We start from the raw sequence: 16,856 nt of genomic DNA, 5'->3' as shown, positions 1-16,856 counted from the left end.
CCTCACACCTCCGGATCCAGGAACAGCAGTCCCGCCGGCGGCGCGGGCTCCACCCGGAGCGTCTTGGGCGGCAGCGTCTGCGCGGCCTCCATCACCGCGCGCACCTCCCACAACGGCGGCGGGTTGAGCGCGAAGCCCACCTGGAACGTCCCCGCGTGAACGCCCCGCACCAGCGAGGCCAGCCCCTGCACCGCGAACACCTGCGGGTGGCCCGGCTCCTCGGGGTCCTGGATGCCCAGCACCGTGCGCAGCACCAGGGCGTTGAGCAGCGCCAGATCCAGGCTGCGCAGCGTCGGGCTGCGCGGCGCGCCCTTCAGGTGCGCCAGGTCCAACCCCTGCCGGAAGCGGAGGATCTTCCCCCGCCCTCCCGGCAGCACCAGCAGCACCGCGTGGTGTCCCCGCACCAGCGTGCCCATGCGCTCGTTGGCCAGCGCCACGCCCCGAGGCGACGTGAGCGGCTCCTCCAGGTCATAGACGCGCGCGTACGCCGCCACGAGCGCCAGGAACGTCTCCTCCTCGAACGTCTCCACCCCCTGGAGGGCGCGGTGCACCGGCTCGAAGTGCAGCCCTGGATCCGACAGCGGCACGATGGCCGCGAGACTCGTCCGGCGCTCGTCCAGCTCCGCCAGCGGGCGCAGCGGCGCCTCGTCGAGGAGCTGCTGGATGCGCCGGGCCAGCGGCGAGGGCTCGATGCGCCGCAGGGACACCGGGGCATCCTCGAACGTGCCCTGCCACACGACGCTGCTGCGCTCGGCCGCCTCGGCCAGGAGGGCGCGGAGCAGCCCATGGTCATCCGCCGCCAGGGTGACGGCCGGCTCCACCTGCGCCGAGCGGGGCCGGTAGGGCTCCACCTCCAGCGGCTCGGCGGCGTCGGGAGACAGTCCGCACAGGAGGAAGCGCACCGGCGGCCCTCCGAGCCGTCCCGCCGAGCTGTACACCTCGGCGAGGTACAGGGCCGGCCGGGTGTCGCGGAGGACGGAGCCTGCGTCCCTCAACCGTCCCAGCTCGGCCGTGGGGTCCACCCGATCCAACAGCGGACGGATGAACGCGGAGCGGGGCGGCGCGTTGAAGGGGCACCCATCGTCATCGGCGGACAGGTGCGATTCGAGCGACGGTAGCAGTGCGGAGAATGGAAGGACGCGCGCCATATCCACAACAATGTGAATGCGCTCCACCCCCGGCCACACCGCCCTCTCGACAGGGCAGCAGGCGAGCTACCACCAGACGCAGCGCCAGGCCTTGGAGCGTCCCGAGCCGCCTGGAGCCAGGCTGGGGCGCTCGGCGGCCTCCTCCCAGAGGAGACTCACCGTGGTGATGGCGGCGGCCGAGCCGAGGAAGGACAGCACGTAGGGCGTGGGTTGATCGAATCCGCCGAGCACCAGCGCGGAGAGCAGCAGCACCACGCCGCCCACGCCCGCGCCGAAGAGGTCCGCCCGCACTATCTGCGAGGGCGTGGGGTTGTACTTCATCGTGGCCAGCGCCAGCGCCGTGGCGCCGAGGCCCGGTGCCATGAGCAGCGCATCCGTCCACGTCTTCCCGGAGATCTTCGAGCCGGAGAAGTGGACGATGGCCAGCAGCAGCGCGCCGTAGATGAGGCCCCACCCGCTGCCCGAGGAGATCAGCAGGCCGTCATCGAGCGGCAGCTGCCCGCCGCCCACCGTCGCGGTGAGCCACGCGCCCAGCTCGGCGCCGAGGAAGGCGGACCAGGTCAGCAGACTCTGATCGCGCGAGAGCGTGTCCATGAAGCCCGCGGCGAACATGCCTCCGACGACGGAGTTGGCGATGCCGAAGTAGCCCATGGGCTTGTCCACCCAGTTGTAGAACTGCCACCACGCCGAGGAGCCGAAGCCGAGCCCCGCGCCGATGAGCGTGCCGGCCAGCATGGCCTCGCGCGCGCTGCGATCGAAGCTGAAGCCGTGGGCGATGCCCTGGGTGGCGAAGCCGCCCGCGGCCCCCATCAGCGAGTGGTGCAGGATGAAGGTGAGGCTGCCCGGCCCGGAGAGGAACGCGCCGTAGCGCAGGTGCCCATCGAGGATGGCGCCGTTGCCCTCGGCCTCCGGGGCGCTCGTGGCGGCGGGGGGCAGCTGGCCCTGTGGGGTGAGCGGCGCCTGGGGCTCGGTGCGCAGCGACGCCGTGTCCGGCGGCAGCACCGGCGCATCGGAGGCATACGCCTGGGCATGGGCGGTGCCCGGCGCGGCGAGCAGGAGGACGACGGCGAGGGACAGCCAGCGGATGAGCGAGGACACTCGAGACACTCCTTCTCCGGACCTGCCGGCATCAAACCCCAACCCGGGACCGATGCAGCGGGAATCTCGCGAGGTGGACAGTGCGCGAGAGCTTTGTTGACTTCCGCGCGCCCGGCGGCGAGACCCGGGTTTCCATCCCGTCCGGGCCTCACTACACCCCGGTGCGGGAACATCACGAAACCCGGGAGCGCCACATGGGCACGATGAAGTTCGAGGTCCCCCACACCCTCTCCAAGGACGAGGCCAGGAAGCGCGTCGAGCAGCTCGTCAAGTACTGGGCGGACAAGTACGGCGTGAAGACCGAGTGGGCCGCCGACGGCGCGAAGGTCATCGGCAAGGTGATGGGCATCAACCTGGATGCCAGCTTCAAGATCACCGACGGCGCCATCCAGGGCGAGGGCACCGACCCCGGCATGCTGCTGCGCGGCCAGGCCAAGTCCTACCTGCAGAAGAAGTTCAGCACCGTGCTCGACCCGAGCAAGAGCGCCGACGACGTCGGCAAGGGCCTGGCCTAGCGCGGCCTACGGCAGCGGCCCTTCTTCCAGCGCGGCGAGCGCATAGCGGGCCGCGCGGGAGATGGCCTCGGCCGAGTCCGGCAGCTCCGGATAGTGGCCGGCCAGCGGGCGCTGGGGGAAGCGCAGCTGCGAGATGGCGTTGCGGTAGCTGCGCCGCGCCGCCTCGTGGTCCTTGAGCCGCTCGTGCACCTGCGCCATCAGGTAGTGACCGATGGCCAGCGAGGGCTCCAGGAAGAGCGCCTTGCCCAGCTCGGCGCGGGCCTCGGGGAGCTCTCCGGCCTGCAGCGCCGCCAGCCCGCCGAACACCCGCGCCTCCACGCACAGCGGCTCGCGGTTGATGGCCTGTGCGAAGGCCTCGCGCGCGTCGACGATGCGCCCGGTGAGCGAGTACAGGTTGCCCACGGTGAGCAGCGCGTCCAGGTGGTTCGGCTCATCCAGCAGGAGCTGCTCCACGGTGGCCACGGCGGACACGAAGTCCCCGCGCTCGATCATCCGCACGGCCGCGTTGAGCCGCTCGCCCGGGGCCAGCATCAGCGACCACGCGGGCAGCTCCCCCGTGCGCATGCGCTGCTCGCCGCCCACCGAGGTCATCTCCATCGGCCTGCGCGGCGGCTCGGAGCCGGTAGCCAGAGGAGCCGCCGCCGGGGACGCCTCGGGCGCCTTGACCGTGGGCTGCTTGGACGCATCGAGCGTCTTCTGCAGGGCCCGCGTGGACGGCAGCACCGCGAGGCTCGAGTTGGGGTGCGGCGCCAGGGCCGACACCGGGGCCTGGGACTTGAGGCCGCTCGAGGAGGCCGCGGTGTCCGCCGCGCGAGAGCCCACGGCCGGCAGCGAGCCGATCGTCATGGTCCTCGGGCCGGAGCCCGGAGCGCGAGGCGACAGCGGCGTCAGGGGCCGACGGTAGACGAACGCCCCCTCCACCTCGACCATCTCGAAGCGGTCGTAGACCTTGAAGAGGCTCTCCGAGTAGCCCAGCAGCAGCAGGGCTCCGGGCCGCAGCGCCGCGAGGAAGCGGTCCATCAGCGCGCGGATGGTGGGCAGGTCGAAGTAGATGATGACGTTGCGGCAGAGGATGAGATCCAACGACTCCGGCTTCACCTTCTCGAAGACGGGGACGGCGAGGTTCTGCCCGTCGAAGCGCACGTAGTCCTTGAGCGAGGAGACGATCTCGAAGCCGTCATCCACGGGCCGGAAGAAGCGCGTGCGGCGATCGTTGTGCATGCCGGCCACGCGCCGCGACGAGAAACGGCCCTGGCGCGCGGCCTCCACCGCGGCGAGGTTCAGGTCGGTGGCCCACAGGTCCACCTCGATGGGGAGCGCGCCCAGCTCCACCAGCACCATGGCGAGGCTGTAGGGCTCCTCACCCGTGGCGCAGCCGGCGGACCAGATGGACACCCGGCGGTTCTCCCGCCGCGCCCGCCACAGGGTCTCGGGGAGGATGCGGCTCTCCAGCGCCCGGAACTGCTTGGGGTCGCGGAAGAACTCGGTGTGTCCCACCGTGACGAGCGGCAGCAGCGCGCGCAGCTCGTCCTCCACGTTGCGCAGGCGCCGCACGTACTCCTCGGCGTCCTCGATACCCACCGCGGGCATGCGCGTGGTCAGCGCCAGCCGCAGGCTGTGGAAGCCATCCGGAGTGATCTTCAGCCCCGCGCGCTCCAGCAGGAGCGAGGCCAGTTGCTGCAGGGCCTTGGAGGTCACCGTCAGCATGTCTGCACCCACTGGACGAGCGTTGGTCCAATCTGATCAAGAGGCAGGATTTCCTCGGCGGCACCAAGCCGCACGGCCTCCTTGGGCATTCCGTACACGGCGCAGCTCGCCTTGTCCTGCGCGATGGTGCGCCCACCGCGCTCGCGGATTTCCTTCAGTCCCCGGGCGCCATCGCGGCCCATGCCGGTGAGGATGACGCCCAGCACGCGCGTGCCGAACGACTCCGCCGCCGAGGTGAGCAGCACGTCGCACGAGGGCCGGAAGCCGCGCACCGGAGGGCTCGGGTCCAACGCCAGCCGGCCCTTGGAGCGTACCACCAGGTGCGTGCCCGAACGGGCGATGTAGACGGAGCCGGGCGCCATCTCGTCGCCGTCGTTGGCCTCCACCACGCGCAGCGGCGTCTCGGAGCCGAGCCACTGGGTCAGGCCCTCGGTGAAGCCGTTGCTGATGTGCTGGCAGATGCACACCGGTGCGGGGAAGTCCTTGGGAAGCATCTTGAGCACCACGGAGAGCGCCTTGGGCCCGCCCAGCGACGAGGCGATGGCCACCAGCGGGTACGGTGCCTCGGTGGGCGAGGGCCGCACGTTGGAGCGCTGCACCTGCACGGGGCGCGACACGCGCACCTCGGCGAGCAGCATCAACTTGCGGCTCACCGTCTGCCAGAAGTCGACACCGGGCTCCGTGGGCCGCTCCACCACGTCCACGGCCCCGAAGGCGAGCGCCTGGAAGGCGTCGGCGCCGGAGAGCACGCCCGGGTGCAGCGCGAGCACCGGCACGGGCCGCTCCGCCATCACCCGTTGAATCGCCTTGAGGGCGTCCGGTCCGGACAGGTCCACCACGACGACGTCCGGGTGAAGGCGCTGGACGCCTTCCAGGGCCTCGGAGAACTCGCAGACGTTGCCGGCCGGGGCGAGCACCACCCCGTCGAACAACCCCCGCGAGGCTCCCCGAAGGACCTCGCCCACGAGCAACACCCGGTATGCGGACGCTCCGACCTCCAAACAGCCCCCTTGAGATGCCTCAGGTCAGACGATCAATGGTCTGCGCCAGGCTCTCCACGCCGAGCTCGCCCTTGACCAGGTACGCATCCGCGCCCGCCTCGGCCCCGCGCCGCCTGTCCTCCGGCGACGCGAGCGAGGAGAGGATGATGACCGGGATGCGGGCCAGCCCCGCGGTGGACTTGAGCCGCCGCGTGAGCGAGAAGCCGTCCAGCCGGGGCATCTGCACGTCCGAGAGGATGAGATCGTACGGCTGGGACTGGGCCTTGAGGTAGCCCTCCTCGCCGTCCTGGGCCTCGTCCACGGTGTGCCCCAGCGCCTTGACGAGCGCGGACTCGGTGGCTCGCGCGATGGGCGAGTCGTCCACCAGCAGCACCCGCAGCCGCTTGGCGACCTGGTTCTGGGTGACGGGCCGCGCCATGCGGCGCACCTCCGTCATGATGTCCGGGACGTGCAGGAGCACGGCGATGCGGCCGTCCTCCAGCGCGGCGGTGCCGGCGATGAAGGCGGCGCCCTTGAGGAACTCGCCGCCGCAAGGCTTCACCGCCACCTCGCGCTCGTCCACGAAGCCGTCCACCACCAGCGCGGCGAAGTCGTCACCGTGACGCACCACCACGGCGGGCGGCTTGTCGAAGCGGTTGCCTCCGTTGACGCCCAGCAGCGGCCCCAGGCCCACCAGGGCAATGGGCTTGCCCCGGTGCTTCACCGCCAGGGTGCCGAACACTTCCATGCGGTCGTCCGGCTTCACGCGCATCACCGCCACCACGTCGGCGGCGGGCATGCCGTAGACGTCGTCACCCAGGCGCACCAGCAGCACCTTCATGAGCGCCAGCGACTGCGGCAGGCGCAGGGTGATGGCGGAGCCACGGCCCAGGCGGCTGAAGATGCCCACCGAGCCGCCCAGCGACTCCACCTTCTTCTTCACCACGTCCATGCCCACGCCGCGGCCGGAGATGTCGGTGACCTCCTCGCGGGTGGAGAAGCCGGGACGGAAGATGAGCTCGATGGCCTCGCGCTCGGAGAGGGCGGCGGCCTGTTGATCCGTCAGCAGGCGCTTGCGCACGGCCACCTCGCGCAGCTTCTGCGGATCCATGCCGCGGCCGTCGTCATCCAGCTCGATGCTGAGCATGTCGCCATCGGCGCGCACGCGGATGCGCACCCGGCCCGCAGCGGGCTTGCCGAGCATGCGGCGGTCATCGGGGGACTCGATGCCGTGGTCCACCGAGTTGCGCAGCAGGTGCACCAGGGCGTCGCGCACGTCGGCCAGCATCGAGCGATCCACGCCGAGGTCGGCGTTCTCGACGATGAAGTCCACTTCCTTGCCCTGGGTGCGCGCGATGTCACGCACGGCCCGCGGGAAGGCATCGAAGACGGTGGACAGCGGCACGAGGCGGGCCTCGGCCACGTGGTCCGCCATCATCGACAGGTTGCCGTGGAGCGTCTCGATCCCGTCGCCGTTGCTGCGCACGAAGCGGAACGCGTCGTCGCGCAGCATGTGCAGGTCGCTCTCGAGGCGCTCGACGTCATTGCGCAGCGAGTTGGGGATGTTGAGCAGATCCGCCAGCTTGAGGAAGCGATCGCCCAGGCGCGAGAAGCGGTTGAGCAGCCCCTCCACCTCGGAGGCGCGCAACCGTCCGCGCGCGCTCTCCACCAGGAGATCGCCCGCGAGCAGGCCGAGCGAGTCGAGCACCTCGACATTCACGCGGATGCTGCGATCGGCGAGCGCCTTGGGGGCGTGCCCCTCCTCGTGATGGGCGTGCTCGGGCTTGGAGGCCCGGGGCGGCGCCGAGGGAGGAGCGGCCGGAGCGGGTGGCGGTGCCGGCGGCGGCGCGTAGGCGGGCTCCGAGGGCTCGGCGGCCGCCTCCACGACGACGTTGGCCGCGGGCACCACGGGAATGGACGTCTGCGACGGCCTGGCGCCCGCGATGGCGGGTGGCGCATGCCCGGAGGCCGAGGCGAGCGCCTCGACCATCTCCTGGGAGGCCGGGGTGCCGGACTGCGCGCCCTCGGAGTCCTCCAGGAGGTCCGAGATGGTGTCGCACGCGCGCAGCAGGAGGTCCGTCGCCACTTCGGTGGCGGTCCTCCCGTCGCGCTCGGCCTTCAGGACGTCCTCGGCCGCGTGCGCGAGCTGTCCGATGGCGGCCAGGCCCAACATGCGGGCCTCGCCCTTCATCGTGTGCAGCTCGCGCGCGACCTCGTCCGCCGCCTGATCCGCGGTGGGCTTCTCGAGATCGAGCACGCCCAACTGGATCTTCTGGAGACGGTCTGCGCTGACCTCCTGGAACTTGCTCAGGAGGGATTTCTTGAGGGACTCGGTGTCCATGACCGGAGGGAGTCAGGACGGAAATCCGCCCCGTGCCCCTCCCCCTCCCCTTGTCAGTCGGCCTTGAAGCGCTTGATGAGCTCGGCGAGACGACCGGCGAGCTGCGTGAGTTCGGCAGCCACACCCGTGGCCTGCTTGGAGGCCTGGGTGGTCTGACGGGTGACGTCCTCGATCTCCGCCATGGAGGCCACCACCTGCTCGGTGGCGGTGCGCTGCTGCTGGGTGGCGAGGTTGATGACGCGGGCCGCGTCGCTCGTCTCCTGCACGCCGGCGAGGATGCCCTCGACGGCCTGCGCCGCCACCGCGCCCAGCTTCTCGCCGGACTCCGTGGCCTCCTTGGACGCATCCGCGGCGGTGCCGGCGGCGGCCGTCGCCTCGCGGATCTCGGTGATGAGGTTCTTGATCTCCTTGGTGGACTCCATGACGTTCTCCGCCAGGCGGCGCATTTCGGCCGCGACGATGGAGAAGCCCTTGCCCGCCTCACCGGCGCGGCTGCCCTCGAGGGCCGCGTTGAGCGCGAGCAGGTCCGAGCGGTCGGCGATCTCGTCGATCACCTCGACCACCGTGCCGATGCGCTCCACGCGCTTGGACAGCTTGGCGATGGAGTCGGCCACCGCGACGCCGTCGGAGCGGATCTGCTGCATGGCCTGGATGAACTCGCCGATGGCGCCCCGGCCCGCGCGAGCGGCACCCAGGGTCTCCTCGGCCACGCGCGCCACGCTGCCGGCGTTCTCGGCGATCTGCGCCGAGGCGTGCTTGAGCTCTTCCATCGTGGCCGTGGTCTCATGGATGGCCGCGGCCTGCTCGGTGGAGCTGGTCTCGTGCTGCGTGGAGGCGGCGAGCACCTGGTTGGCGGACGAGGACAGGCGCAGGGCCGCCTCGTTGATCTCCCGCACGAAGGTGCGCAGCGTCTCGATCACCTTGCCGAAACCCTCGAGGAGGGGCCCGAGCTGGGGGTCTTCGGTGGAGGTGTTCCACTGGGCGAGGTCACCCTCGCGCACCAGGGTGATGAGCGCGTCGATGGCCTGATCGATCTCCTGGGCGGCCACCTGCTTGCGGCGCTCGGCGGCGGCGTGACGATCCAGCAGTTGGTTGAAGAGGTTGGCGAGATCGGCGGCATCCTCGTCGACGGCGTTCTTGGGCACGCGCGCCTCGAGGTTGCCCGCCAGCACCGCGATCACGGTGTCGGTGAGGGGCTTGAAGGAGCCGGCCTTCTTGCTCGCACGAGGGGCAGACCCCTCCGTCGGGACAACTTCGTTCTTCGTGTCAGCGGGGGACATTGCCTTCAGTGCCTTCCTTGAGCATTCAAGGTTTCAACAAGATCGATGAGCATCACGGGGCGTTCCTGGTCGAGGAACACGCCGACCGCGTAGGGCGCGGCGCCCGCCACCTGGGGCAGCCGCCGCAAATCCATGATGGGGACGGGGCGCACGCCGCGGATGGCGTCCACCTTGAGGTGGCCCTCCCCTTCGGGGGTGTCGAAGACGATCGCGCGGTTGCCGCGCTTGAGCGCGCCGAGCTCCGGCAGCGAGAGGTCGTCCGGGTGCGAGCGATCGATGCGCAGCACCTGCAAGGCATCCGTGCCGTAGAGGATGTCGCCGACCTCGAAGAAGAGGACGTCGACCTCGTTGAGCTCGGGCTCGGGCGAGTAGTCATCGCCGTAGATCATCTCACCACCGCCCGCTGCCGCGCGCTCTGCAGCAGCTTGGTGAAGTTGACGAGGGCGATGGACTCCTGGGGCGAGGTGCCCTCGGTCACGCCGATCAGGTGCTCGACGGCCGAGTCTCCGCCCAGGGGAGGAGGAAGGATGCTGGCCACGGGGATGCGCCGCAGGCCGAGCACCGCGTCCGCCACCACGCCCACGCGGTAGTTGCCGCTGGTGCCGATGAAGAGGCGGGTCCTGGGCCCGACGCGGGTCTCTCCCTTGCCGAGGAAGCGCAGGAGATCCATCACCGGGAGTACCTCGCCGCGATGGCCGGTAACACCCAGGAGGAAGGAAGGGGTTCGAGGCAGGGGCGTCAGGAGCCCGGTACGGATGACCTCGAGGACATTCTCGCTGGGAACCGCGAGGCGGAGCTCACCCGCGCGGAAACCGAAGAATTCCTGCTCCGGCCGGGCCTGGCCTGCGATGGCTCGGTCGGGCGCCATCCGGAGCGCACGCTGGAGGGGAGTGTTAGTCAAGGCGCCAAAGTATCCGGAGGCAAGCGAAGTGGGTCAAGGGTGGACCGAAACGCGTGGTCCGGGCCCGCTCAACGGTGTAGGGTAACGGCCGTATTCCTGGGGAGGCAGATGTCTCGCGTACTGGTCATCGATGATAGCCCAATGCTGGTGGAACTCACGGTCCGGGCTCTGGCCTCGGCTGGATACCAGGCGACCGGGGCTACGGATCTGGCGAGCCTCGACCAGAAGCTCACCGAGGGACCGTTCGCGCTCATCCTCATGGACGTGAACATGCCGGAGATGTTCGGCGACGACGTCGTCGAGTACCTCCGGACCCAGAAGAAGGTCACCTCCAAGCTGGTGCTCTACTCGGACATCTCCGAGGAGGAACTGGCGGCGAAGACCCGGAACTCGGGCGCCGATGCCTACATCCTCAAGGGCGGAGGCCTGGAGGCCGTCATTGGCGGGATCATGCGGATCCTGGGCGCCCCCACGGGGAGTGCGGCCGCTCCCGCACGCGCGGTGACCCAGCCAGGAGCCCAGGCCGCCCGGCCGATGGGGACCGCGGCGGCTCCCCGCCCGCCCTCGGTGGCTCCGGCAACCCGTCCGCCCGCCACCGCTGCTGCTCCCCGGCCCGTCGCTCCCGGTACTCCTCAGGCGAATGTCGCTCCTCCGCCGCGCGTCGCCCCCGCGCCCGTGACCCAGGCCCAGGCGATTCCGGGCCCTCGCGCGCCCGTGGCGGGACAGCCTGCCGCCCCCCGTCCGACGGCGCAGGTTCCGGCGGGTGCTCATGCGGCTCCAGGCACCGCGCCTCGCGCGCCCATGGCGGGACAGGTCGCCGCGCCTCGTCCGGTGGCGCAGGCTCCGGCGGCGGGTGCTCATCCGGCTCCGGCGGCGCATCCGGCCGCGGCTCATGCGGCTCCGGGCACCGCGCCTCGTGCGCCCGTGGCGGGACAGGTCGCTCCTCCCCGTCCGGCGGCGCAGGCTCCGCTGGCGGGCGCCCATCCGGCTCCGGCGGCGGCACCTCGCGCGCCCGCTCCGGCGGCCACCGCGCATGCGGCGGCTCCCACGGCGCAGGCTCCGGCGAGACCCCTGGCGCCGGCGCCGACACATGCCACGGCTCAGGCGGCCCCGGCTCATACGGCTCCTCCCGTGACGCCCGCCCCGGCTCGGACCCCCGTGGCCCCCCAGGCGGCCGCGCCCGCTCCGGTGCAGCCCCCTGCCCCGGCCGCTCCGGCGCCCGCGCCCGCCCCGGCCGCGACGGGTGGCTTCCCCTCGGCCGCGAAGATGGCGGCGGCCGCGGGCCGCAAGCCCCGCATCCTCATCGTCGACGACAGCGAGATGACGGCGCGGATCATCGAAGCGGACCTGGTGACCAAGGGCTTCGAGGTCCACATCGCCGACTCCGCCGACAAGGCGACGAAGATCATCCTCAAGAAGCAGACGCGTCCGGATCTGGTCCTGCTGGACGTGCGGATGCCCAACGTGAACGGCGAGCAGTTCTGCCGCTTCATCAAGAGCAACAGCCTCTTCAAGGGCATCAAGGTGCTGCTGTGCTCCGGCGAGAACATCGAGGAGCTCCAGCGCATCTGCCGCGAGGCCGGCGCCGACGGCTACGTGCCCAAGGACGCCGTGCTCGGCCATCTGGTGGCGAAGGAACTCGACGCCCCCGCCAAGGAGTAGGAGTAGCCCGCGCCCGGCCCGGGTCTCCTCGCCGTCAGCAAGTGCCTTCCCCTCCAGGGAGCCCATGGCCCGCCTGAGCGGGCAAGGGCCAGTTCTACCGCGTGAACAACCCCACCGAGCTGCGCGATGCCCTCATGGCCGCCATCGGGGACATCAAGGAGGTGTCCACCTCCTTCGGCTCGTCCAACATCTCCGGCGTGCAGGCCGGAGGCATCGTGCTGGTGGGCTCCAACGGAGGCATGCTGCACGCCATCCACGCCGGCTCGGCCCTGAGCCGCAGCAGGGAGAGCGCCCTGGATGACGTGCACGACCTGGGCACGGGCCAGGAGCTGTGGGCCTTCATCCCGCCGGACCTGCTGCCCAAGCTGGGCCTGATGGTGAACGGCCACGAGTTCTTCGTGGATGGCACCCCCATGGTCCGCGACCTCTGGGTGGACGGCTCGGCGGGCAAGGCCGGGGTGAAGGAGCCGAGCGAGTACCACACGCTCGCCATCCTCTCGGAGCGCTCGGGTGGCCAGCGCTTCGTCGCGCTGGACGTGACGAACCCTCGCGAGATGTTGAACGTCAACGGCAAGCCCTTCCGCATCCGCTACCAGGTGGCGATCACCGGCGCGGGCGAGCAGCCCACCACCGAGAACCTGGGCACGCGCCGCAACGTGTCCCCGGACGTCTCCTGGATGGTGGTGCCGCGCAACCTGCACGAGTGCCGGCACGTGAACGCCCAGGCCTGCGACGAGGAGTAGCCGCTCGCGGCCCGGGCCCTTCCCTCTCCCCCACCCGGGGAGAGGGAGTCCGGCGCCCTACCTCCGCGCGCTGGCCGCGTTGCTCCGCTCGTCGAGCCCACGCGCGAAGTTGCCGATGATCAGCCCCGGCCGGGCCGCCTTGAGCCGCCGCAGCAGATCGCGGATGCCCACGGGCTCGCCACCGGGGCCCTTGTCGCGCGCCACCTCGAGGTACTGGATGGGATCGATGGCCAGCGAGCGCGTCTGCACCTGGTCCACCTTGTACTTCTTCACCAGCCGCTCCAGGGCCTTCACCTCGCCCTCGCGGTCGGTGACGCCCGGGAAGAGCAGCAGGTTGAGCGCGAGGTACGCCCCGCGCTCGCGCGCCAGGGCGATGGACGCCTCCACGTCCTCCCAGCCGTACTTCACCGGCTTGTAGTAGGCCTCGTAGAGCTCCTTCGTCGCCGAGTTGAGCGACACGCGGATGGCGTCCAGCCCCGCGTCGAAGAGCGCCTCGAGTCCCTTGGTGAGGCTCGCGTTGGTGTTGATGTTGATGGAGCCGCGCGAGGTGCGCTCGCGCATGTAGCGGATGGACCCGGCGATGTACTTCCAGCGGGTGAGGGGCTCGCCCTCGCAGCCCTGGCCGAAGCTGACCATGGTGCGGCCCGGGGCGTGCTCCAGGTGGTAGAGGCCAATGGCCCCCATCTCCTCCGCCGAGGGCCCATCATCCATGCGCTCGTGCGAGGCGGGAGGCCCGTCCGCCGGCTGATCCGAGATGCAGCCCACGCAGCGCGCGTTGCACATCACCGAGGCGGGGATGGCCCCCTCGTCGCGCACGTAGAAGATGTTCTGCGAGGTGAAACACCGGTAGAGCATCGCGCACGTGGTGAGCTGCTTGAGCACGCGGTTGCCGGGGAAGCGCGCCAGGTGCGCGTCGACGATCTTCTTCAGCTCGGGCGTGGAGTAGCGCTCCGGATCCCAGTGCGAGCGCGTGTCGGTGTGGATGGCCCACGCCACCGGGCCGTCCTCGCCCCAGGCCGCGGCGGTATAGGCCCACTGCGGCAGCACCGGGCCGTCCGCCTTCACCTCGCCGGGCAGGAACGTGCGCGTGTAGCCCGGGGGCAGCAGCGCGCCCACCGCGTTGGGCACGAAGGTCTTCCCGTTCATCTTCATCTCGCGCACCAGCTCCAGCTCGCCCGTCTCCGGGTCGATGCCCACGGGCAGCCGGCCCGGCAGGTGGACGAGCCGGCCCGCCGAGGGCAAGGCAATGGGCTTGTCCTGCGGGGGAACGAGCTCCTCCCCGCTGCGCAGCGTGGCGAGCAGATAGGGGTGCTCCATCACCCGCCCCTTCGAGTCCGCGAACAACAGCTTCGGTGCCAAAGTCATGACCTCGTTAACTATCACTGCCGGGCGGAGCATTCGACGCGGCGCGCATTCACGAGGCGTACGGCTCCTTGCCGGTGCGCGTCTTGACTCGTTCTGGGGCCCTGCCTAGGGTCCGCCCGTTTTTCCGCTCTTATTGCGGACCTTTCGGAGGCAGCTCAAGTGATTGTCGGAGTTCCCAAGGAGATCAAGACCCGCGAGTACCGTGTCGGCATGGTTCCGGCGGGCGTCCGTGCCCTGACCAGCGCGGGCCACACGGTGCTTGTCGAGACGAACGCCGGTGTCGGCTCCGGCATCCCCGACGCCGAGTACCAGCGCGTCGGTGCGCAGATCGTCCAGAGCGCGGACGAGGTGTGGAAGCGCGCCGAGATGGTCGTCAAGGTGAAGGAGCCCATCGCGCCCGAGTACGCGCGCATCCAGGACGGGCAGATCATCTACACCTACTTCCACCTGTCCGGCGTGGACCCGGAGCTCACGCGCACCCTGGTGAAGAAGAAGGCCTCGGCCGTGGCGTATGAGACGATCCAGCTGGATGACGGCTCGCTGCCGCTGCTCAAGCCGATGTCCGAGGTGGCCGGCAAGATGGCCATCCAGGTCGGCGCCGCGTGCCTGGAGAAGGCGCACGGCGGCAAGGGGATTTTGCTGGGCGGCGTGCCCGGCGTGCGCCGTGGCCGCGTCACCATCATCGGCGGTGGCGTGGTGGGCACCTGCGCGGCCAAGGTCGCCGTGGGCATGGGCGCCGAGGTCACCATCCTCGACGTCAACCTCGAGCGCCTCACCTACCTGGACGACGTGTTCCTCGGCCGCGTGGCCACGCTGGCCTCGGACACCGAGAGCATCGCCAAGAGCGTGCGCGAGGCGGACATCGTCGTCGGCGGCGTGCTCATCCCCGGCGCCGCGGCCCCCAAGCTCGTCTCCGAGGCCCTCATCGCCGAGATGAGCCCCGGCTCCGTGGTGGTGGACGTGGCGGTGGACCAGGGCGGCTGCATCGAGACGTGCGTGCCCACCACCCACGACAACCCCACCTTCGTGAAGCACGGCGTGGTGCACTACTGCGTGGCCAACATGCCCGGCGCGGTGCCCCAGACGTCCACCTACGCCCTCACCAACACCACCCGGCCCTACGCCCGGAAGATCGCCGACCTGGGCCTCGTCGAGGCCATCAAGGCCGACAAGTCCCTGGCCCGCGGCCTCAACACCTACAACGGCCACGTCACCTACGAGGCCGTCGCCAAGGACCTGGGCTACAACTACCTGTCCATCTTCGACGCCATCGGCTCGAAGGGGAAGTAGTCAACAGTCCGACACCCCGAGGGCGGGGGTTGCTCCCCAATCCGGGAATAATCCCCGCCGTCGTTTGTCTCCCGCCCGCTGGGGCAGCCGTGCAAACGGCGCCAGCGGGCTTTGTGTTGTTGCCCACTCTGTTCCCATGCATACATTGCCGGGTGGGTAACGACTCAATTGCCTTTAATTTCAGGCCTCTGGAAGGCGGGAGCATGCTGGACTTCAGGCAGAACAACCGGACGAAAGCGGAATTCGAGGAGCTGGCCCTGGCCCATCTCGACCCCCTGTACTCCGCGGCCCTGAGGCTGACGAAGAACGAGCGGGACGCCGAGGACCTGGTGCAGGACACCTGCATGAGGGCCTACCGCTTCTTCGACAAGTTCGAGCGGGGCACCAACATCAAGGCCTGGCTCTTCAAGATCCTCACCAACACCTTCATCAACCGCTACCGGCGCAAGGTGAAGGAGCGCAGCGTGGTGGAGGGGGTGGAGCGCGAGGCCGTCCACGAGCGCTTCGTCAGCCGGGACGCCACGGACTTCGCGGCCAACCCCGAGCAGTACTTCTTCGACCGTCTCCTGTCGGATGACGTGCTGCGCGCCATCGACGCGCTGCCCATCGACTTCCGGCTGGTGGTCATCCTCGCGGATTTGCAGGAGTTCTCCTACAAGGAGATCGCCGAGATCCTCGAGTGCCCCGTGGGCACGGTGATGAGCCGGCTCTTCCGCGGCCGCAAGCTGCTGCAGAAGACGCTGCGCGAGTACGCCGAGGGCACTGGCGTGCTGCGTCAAGAGGGCGCCGAGCAAGGGGCGAACGCGGGCGCGGGCAATGGCGCCAACTCCGCCACGAGCCTCGATGAATACCGTCGCAGGAAGAAGGTGGGGTAGATCGAGGTTGATGGGCGCGGAAATATTTCTTCACAATATTTCCGCACGGGCCCCACACCATCGCCCCCTGCCTGAGCGCTCATGACCTGCCAGGAACTCGATTCGATTCTCTACCCCTACCTCGACGGGGAGTTCCAACCCGACGAGCGATTGGACGTGGAAGCGCATCTCACCGGCTGCGCCGGGTGCGCGCAGCGGGTCAACCTGGAGGCACGGATGCAGCAGTCGCTGCGCCGGGCCGCCCGCCACGCCGTGGAGGCCACCCGCGCCCCGGACGCCCTGCGCGCCCGCCTCCAGCTGGGCCTGCGCCAGGAGCAGCACCGCGTGTCGCGGGCCTGGTGGTTGCGCGCGAGCGCCGCGGCCGCGGTGGTGGTGCTGGCCGGCGGGAGCTGGCTCACGCTGCGGCCCGAGAGGGATCAGCGCTTCATGGAGGACGCCGCGCGGCGGCACGCCAAGCGGCTGCCGGTGGAGATCACCGGCGCCTCGCACGAGAACGTGGAGGCCTGGTTCGACGGGAAGCTGGACCATCGCGTCTCGGTGCCCCACCTTCCCAACGTGCAGCTGTCCGGGGCGCGCATCTCCAACGTGACGGATCGCCCCGCCGCGTACATCAGCTACGAGCGCAACCCGGACAAGCAAGGCGCGCCCGCCCGGCGCATCGGCCTGTTCGTCTTCGATGACGCCCAGCGCGAGGTGCAGGCCCCTCCCCTGCCCTCCGTGCAAGTGGGCTCGAGCCTCGGCTACAACGTGGCCGTGTGGCGCGACGGCGAGGTCGTCTACGAACTGGTGTCGGACCTCGACGAGTCGGACATCCGCCGGATGATCGCCGAGCAGAATGTCCTGAAGAACAAGCCCTCGCGCCCGGTGACGCCGGACGTGCAGGCCCGGCCGGTCGCCCTCCAGCCGTGAAGCGCTACCCCCGCGGCCTCCCCGCGCGTGGAGGCCGCTCGC

Annotated in this window: 14 protein-coding genes and 2 pseudogenes; 7 read left to right on the top strand and 9 right to left on the bottom strand. The window is 70.4% G+C overall.

The genetic code is table 11. The features are described 5' to 3' along the window. Positions 1-2: 2 nt before the first annotated feature. Complete coding sequence (locus ACJ8AN_RS07250) at positions 3-1,148, bottom strand: DUF1015 family protein (protein ID WP_407754511.1); 1,146 nt, start codon at positions 1,146-1,148, stop codon at positions 3-5. A 66-nt stretch (positions 1,149-1,214) separates the two neighbouring features. After that, on the bottom strand, positions 1,215-2,246 hold the full coding sequence (locus ACJ8AN_RS07245; protein WP_407754510.1) for a hypothetical protein: 1,032 nt from the start codon (positions 2,244-2,246) through the stop codon (positions 1,215-1,217). Between the two features lie 194 nt (positions 2,247-2,440). Here ACJ8AN_RS07245 and ACJ8AN_RS07240 point away from each other — a divergent pair, with 194 nt between their 5' ends. Then, positions 2,441-2,761, top strand: a complete 321-nt coding sequence (locus ACJ8AN_RS07240; protein ID WP_407754509.1) for a polyhydroxyalkanoic acid system family protein — start codon at positions 2,441-2,443, stop codon at positions 2,759-2,761. A 6-nt stretch (positions 2,762-2,767) separates the two neighbouring features. Here ACJ8AN_RS07240 and ACJ8AN_RS07235 read toward each other — a convergent pair whose 3' ends face one another. Genes ACJ8AN_RS07235 through ACJ8AN_RS07210 form a run of 6 tightly spaced genes read right to left on the bottom strand, consistent with a single transcriptional unit; the run spans position 2,768 to position 9,937 of the window. Beyond that, entirely contained in the window at positions 2,768-4,468 is a 1,701-nt protein-coding gene (locus tag ACJ8AN_RS07235) for a CheR family methyltransferase (RefSeq protein ID WP_407754508.1), read from the bottom strand. Then, a complete protein-coding gene (locus tag ACJ8AN_RS07230; protein WP_407754507.1) occupies positions 4,462-5,469 on the bottom strand; it encodes a chemotaxis protein CheB in 1,008 nt (335 codons plus the stop codon). Before ACJ8AN_RS07230 ends, ACJ8AN_RS07235 begins: the two co-directional genes overlap by 7 nt. Positions 5,470-5,488: 19 nt before the next feature. After that, positions 5,489-7,789, bottom strand: coding sequence for a hybrid sensor histidine kinase/response regulator (locus ACJ8AN_RS07225; protein ID WP_407754506.1), 2,301 nt, complete (start codon positions 7,787-7,789; stop codon positions 5,489-5,491). A gap of 53 nt (positions 7,790-7,842) precedes the next feature. Next, a complete protein-coding gene (locus ACJ8AN_RS07220; RefSeq protein ID WP_407754505.1) occupies positions 7,843-9,069 on the bottom strand; it encodes a methyl-accepting chemotaxis protein in 1,227 nt (408 codons plus the stop codon). A 5-nt stretch (positions 9,070-9,074) separates the two neighbouring features. Further along, complete coding sequence (locus ACJ8AN_RS07215) at positions 9,075-9,458, bottom strand: Frizzy aggregation protein FrzB (protein ID WP_407754504.1); 384 nt, start codon at positions 9,456-9,458, stop codon at positions 9,075-9,077. Further along, the gene (locus ACJ8AN_RS07210) at positions 9,455-9,937 is read right to left on the bottom strand and encodes a chemotaxis protein CheW (protein ID WP_407754503.1); all 483 of its coding nucleotides are present in this window, start codon (positions 9,935-9,937) and stop codon (positions 9,455-9,457) included. Before ACJ8AN_RS07210 ends, ACJ8AN_RS07215 begins: the two co-directional genes overlap by 4 nt. Positions 9,938-10,078: 141 nt before the next feature. Here ACJ8AN_RS07210 and ACJ8AN_RS07205 point away from each other — a divergent pair. The 3 genes and pseudogenes from ACJ8AN_RS07205 to ACJ8AN_RS07195 all read left to right on the top strand — a co-directional run. Continuing rightward, positions 10,079-10,381 (top strand): annotated as a pseudogene (locus tag ACJ8AN_RS07205) (response regulator); the annotation flags it as partial. A 726-nt stretch (positions 10,382-11,107) separates the two neighbouring features. Beyond that, positions 11,108-11,632 (top strand): annotated as a pseudogene (locus tag ACJ8AN_RS07200) (response regulator); the annotation flags it as partial. A 101-nt stretch (positions 11,633-11,733) separates the two neighbouring features. Next, on the top strand, positions 11,734-12,375 hold the full coding sequence (locus ACJ8AN_RS07195; RefSeq protein ID WP_407754502.1) for a hypothetical protein: 642 nt from the start codon (positions 11,734-11,736) through the stop codon (positions 12,373-12,375). Positions 12,376-12,432: 57 nt separating this feature from the next. Here the strand turns inward: ACJ8AN_RS07195 and ACJ8AN_RS07190 are convergent, their stop codons facing one another. Further along, entirely contained in the window at positions 12,433-13,740 is a 1,308-nt protein-coding gene (locus tag ACJ8AN_RS07190) for a radical SAM protein (RefSeq protein ID WP_407754501.1), read from the bottom strand. A gap of 159 nt (positions 13,741-13,899) precedes the next feature. On the opposite strand from ACJ8AN_RS07190, the gene ald reads away from it, so the two are divergent. The 3 genes from ald to ACJ8AN_RS07175 all read left to right on the top strand — a co-directional run bounded on the left by ald (position 13,900) and on the right by ACJ8AN_RS07175 (position 16,814). Beyond that, positions 13,900-15,030, top strand: coding sequence for an alanine dehydrogenase (gene ald / locus ACJ8AN_RS07185; protein WP_407754500.1), 1,131 nt, complete (start codon positions 13,900-13,902; stop codon positions 15,028-15,030). Between the two features lie 203 nt (positions 15,031-15,233). Then, positions 15,234-15,905, top strand: coding sequence for a sigma-70 family RNA polymerase sigma factor (locus ACJ8AN_RS07180; RefSeq protein WP_407754499.1), 672 nt, complete (start codon positions 15,234-15,236; stop codon positions 15,903-15,905). Positions 15,906-15,986: 81 nt separating this feature from the next. Then, the gene (locus ACJ8AN_RS07175; RefSeq protein ID WP_407754498.1) at positions 15,987-16,814 is read left to right on the top strand and encodes an anti-sigma factor family protein; all 828 of its coding nucleotides are present in this window, start codon (positions 15,987-15,989) and stop codon (positions 16,812-16,814) included. Positions 16,815-16,856 lie beyond the last annotated feature (42 nt).

Source organism: Archangium sp. (assembly GCF_045802675.1).
Taxonomy (GTDB): domain Bacteria; phylum Myxococcota; class Myxococcia; order Myxococcales; family Myxococcaceae; genus Archangium.
Note: the sequence above shows the minus strand (reverse complement) of the source record. Positions and strands in the feature narration are given on the sequence as shown.

Bases quoted from the DNA above. Each gene is read 5' to 3' on its own strand.
- ACJ8AN_RS07220 (WP_407754505.1), bottom strand. From the start codon at position 9,069: ATGTCCCCCGCTGACACGAAGAACGAAGTTGTCCCGACGGAGGGGTCT.
- ACJ8AN_RS07190 (WP_407754501.1), bottom strand. From the start codon at position 13,740: ATGACTTTGGCACCGAAGCTGTTGTTCGCGGACTCGAAGGGGCGGGTG.
- ACJ8AN_RS07180 (WP_407754499.1), top strand. From the start codon at position 15,234: ATGCTGGACTTCAGGCAGAACAACCGGACGAAAGCGGAATTCGAGGAG.
- ACJ8AN_RS07175 (WP_407754498.1), top strand. From the start codon at position 15,987: ATGACCTGCCAGGAACTCGATTCGATTCTCTACCCCTACCTCGACGGG.
- ACJ8AN_RS07215 (WP_407754504.1), bottom strand. From the start codon at position 9,458: ATGATCTACGGCGATGACTACTCGCCCGAGCCCGAGCTCAACGAGGTC.
- ACJ8AN_RS07210 (WP_407754503.1), bottom strand. From the start codon at position 9,937: ATGGCGCCCGACCGAGCCATCGCAGGCCAGGCCCGGCCGGAGCAGGAA.
- ACJ8AN_RS07250 (WP_407754511.1), bottom strand. From the start codon at position 1,148: ATGGCGCGCGTCCTTCCATTCTCCGCACTGCTACCGTCGCTCGAATCG.
- ACJ8AN_RS07225 (WP_407754506.1), bottom strand. From the start codon at position 7,789: ATGGACACCGAGTCCCTCAAGAAATCCCTCCTGAGCAAGTTCCAGGAG.
- ACJ8AN_RS07240 (WP_407754509.1), top strand. From the start codon at position 2,441: ATGGGCACGATGAAGTTCGAGGTCCCCCACACCCTCTCCAAGGACGAG.
- ACJ8AN_RS07235 (WP_407754508.1), bottom strand. From the start codon at position 4,468: ATGCTGACGGTGACCTCCAAGGCCCTGCAGCAACTGGCCTCGCTCCTG.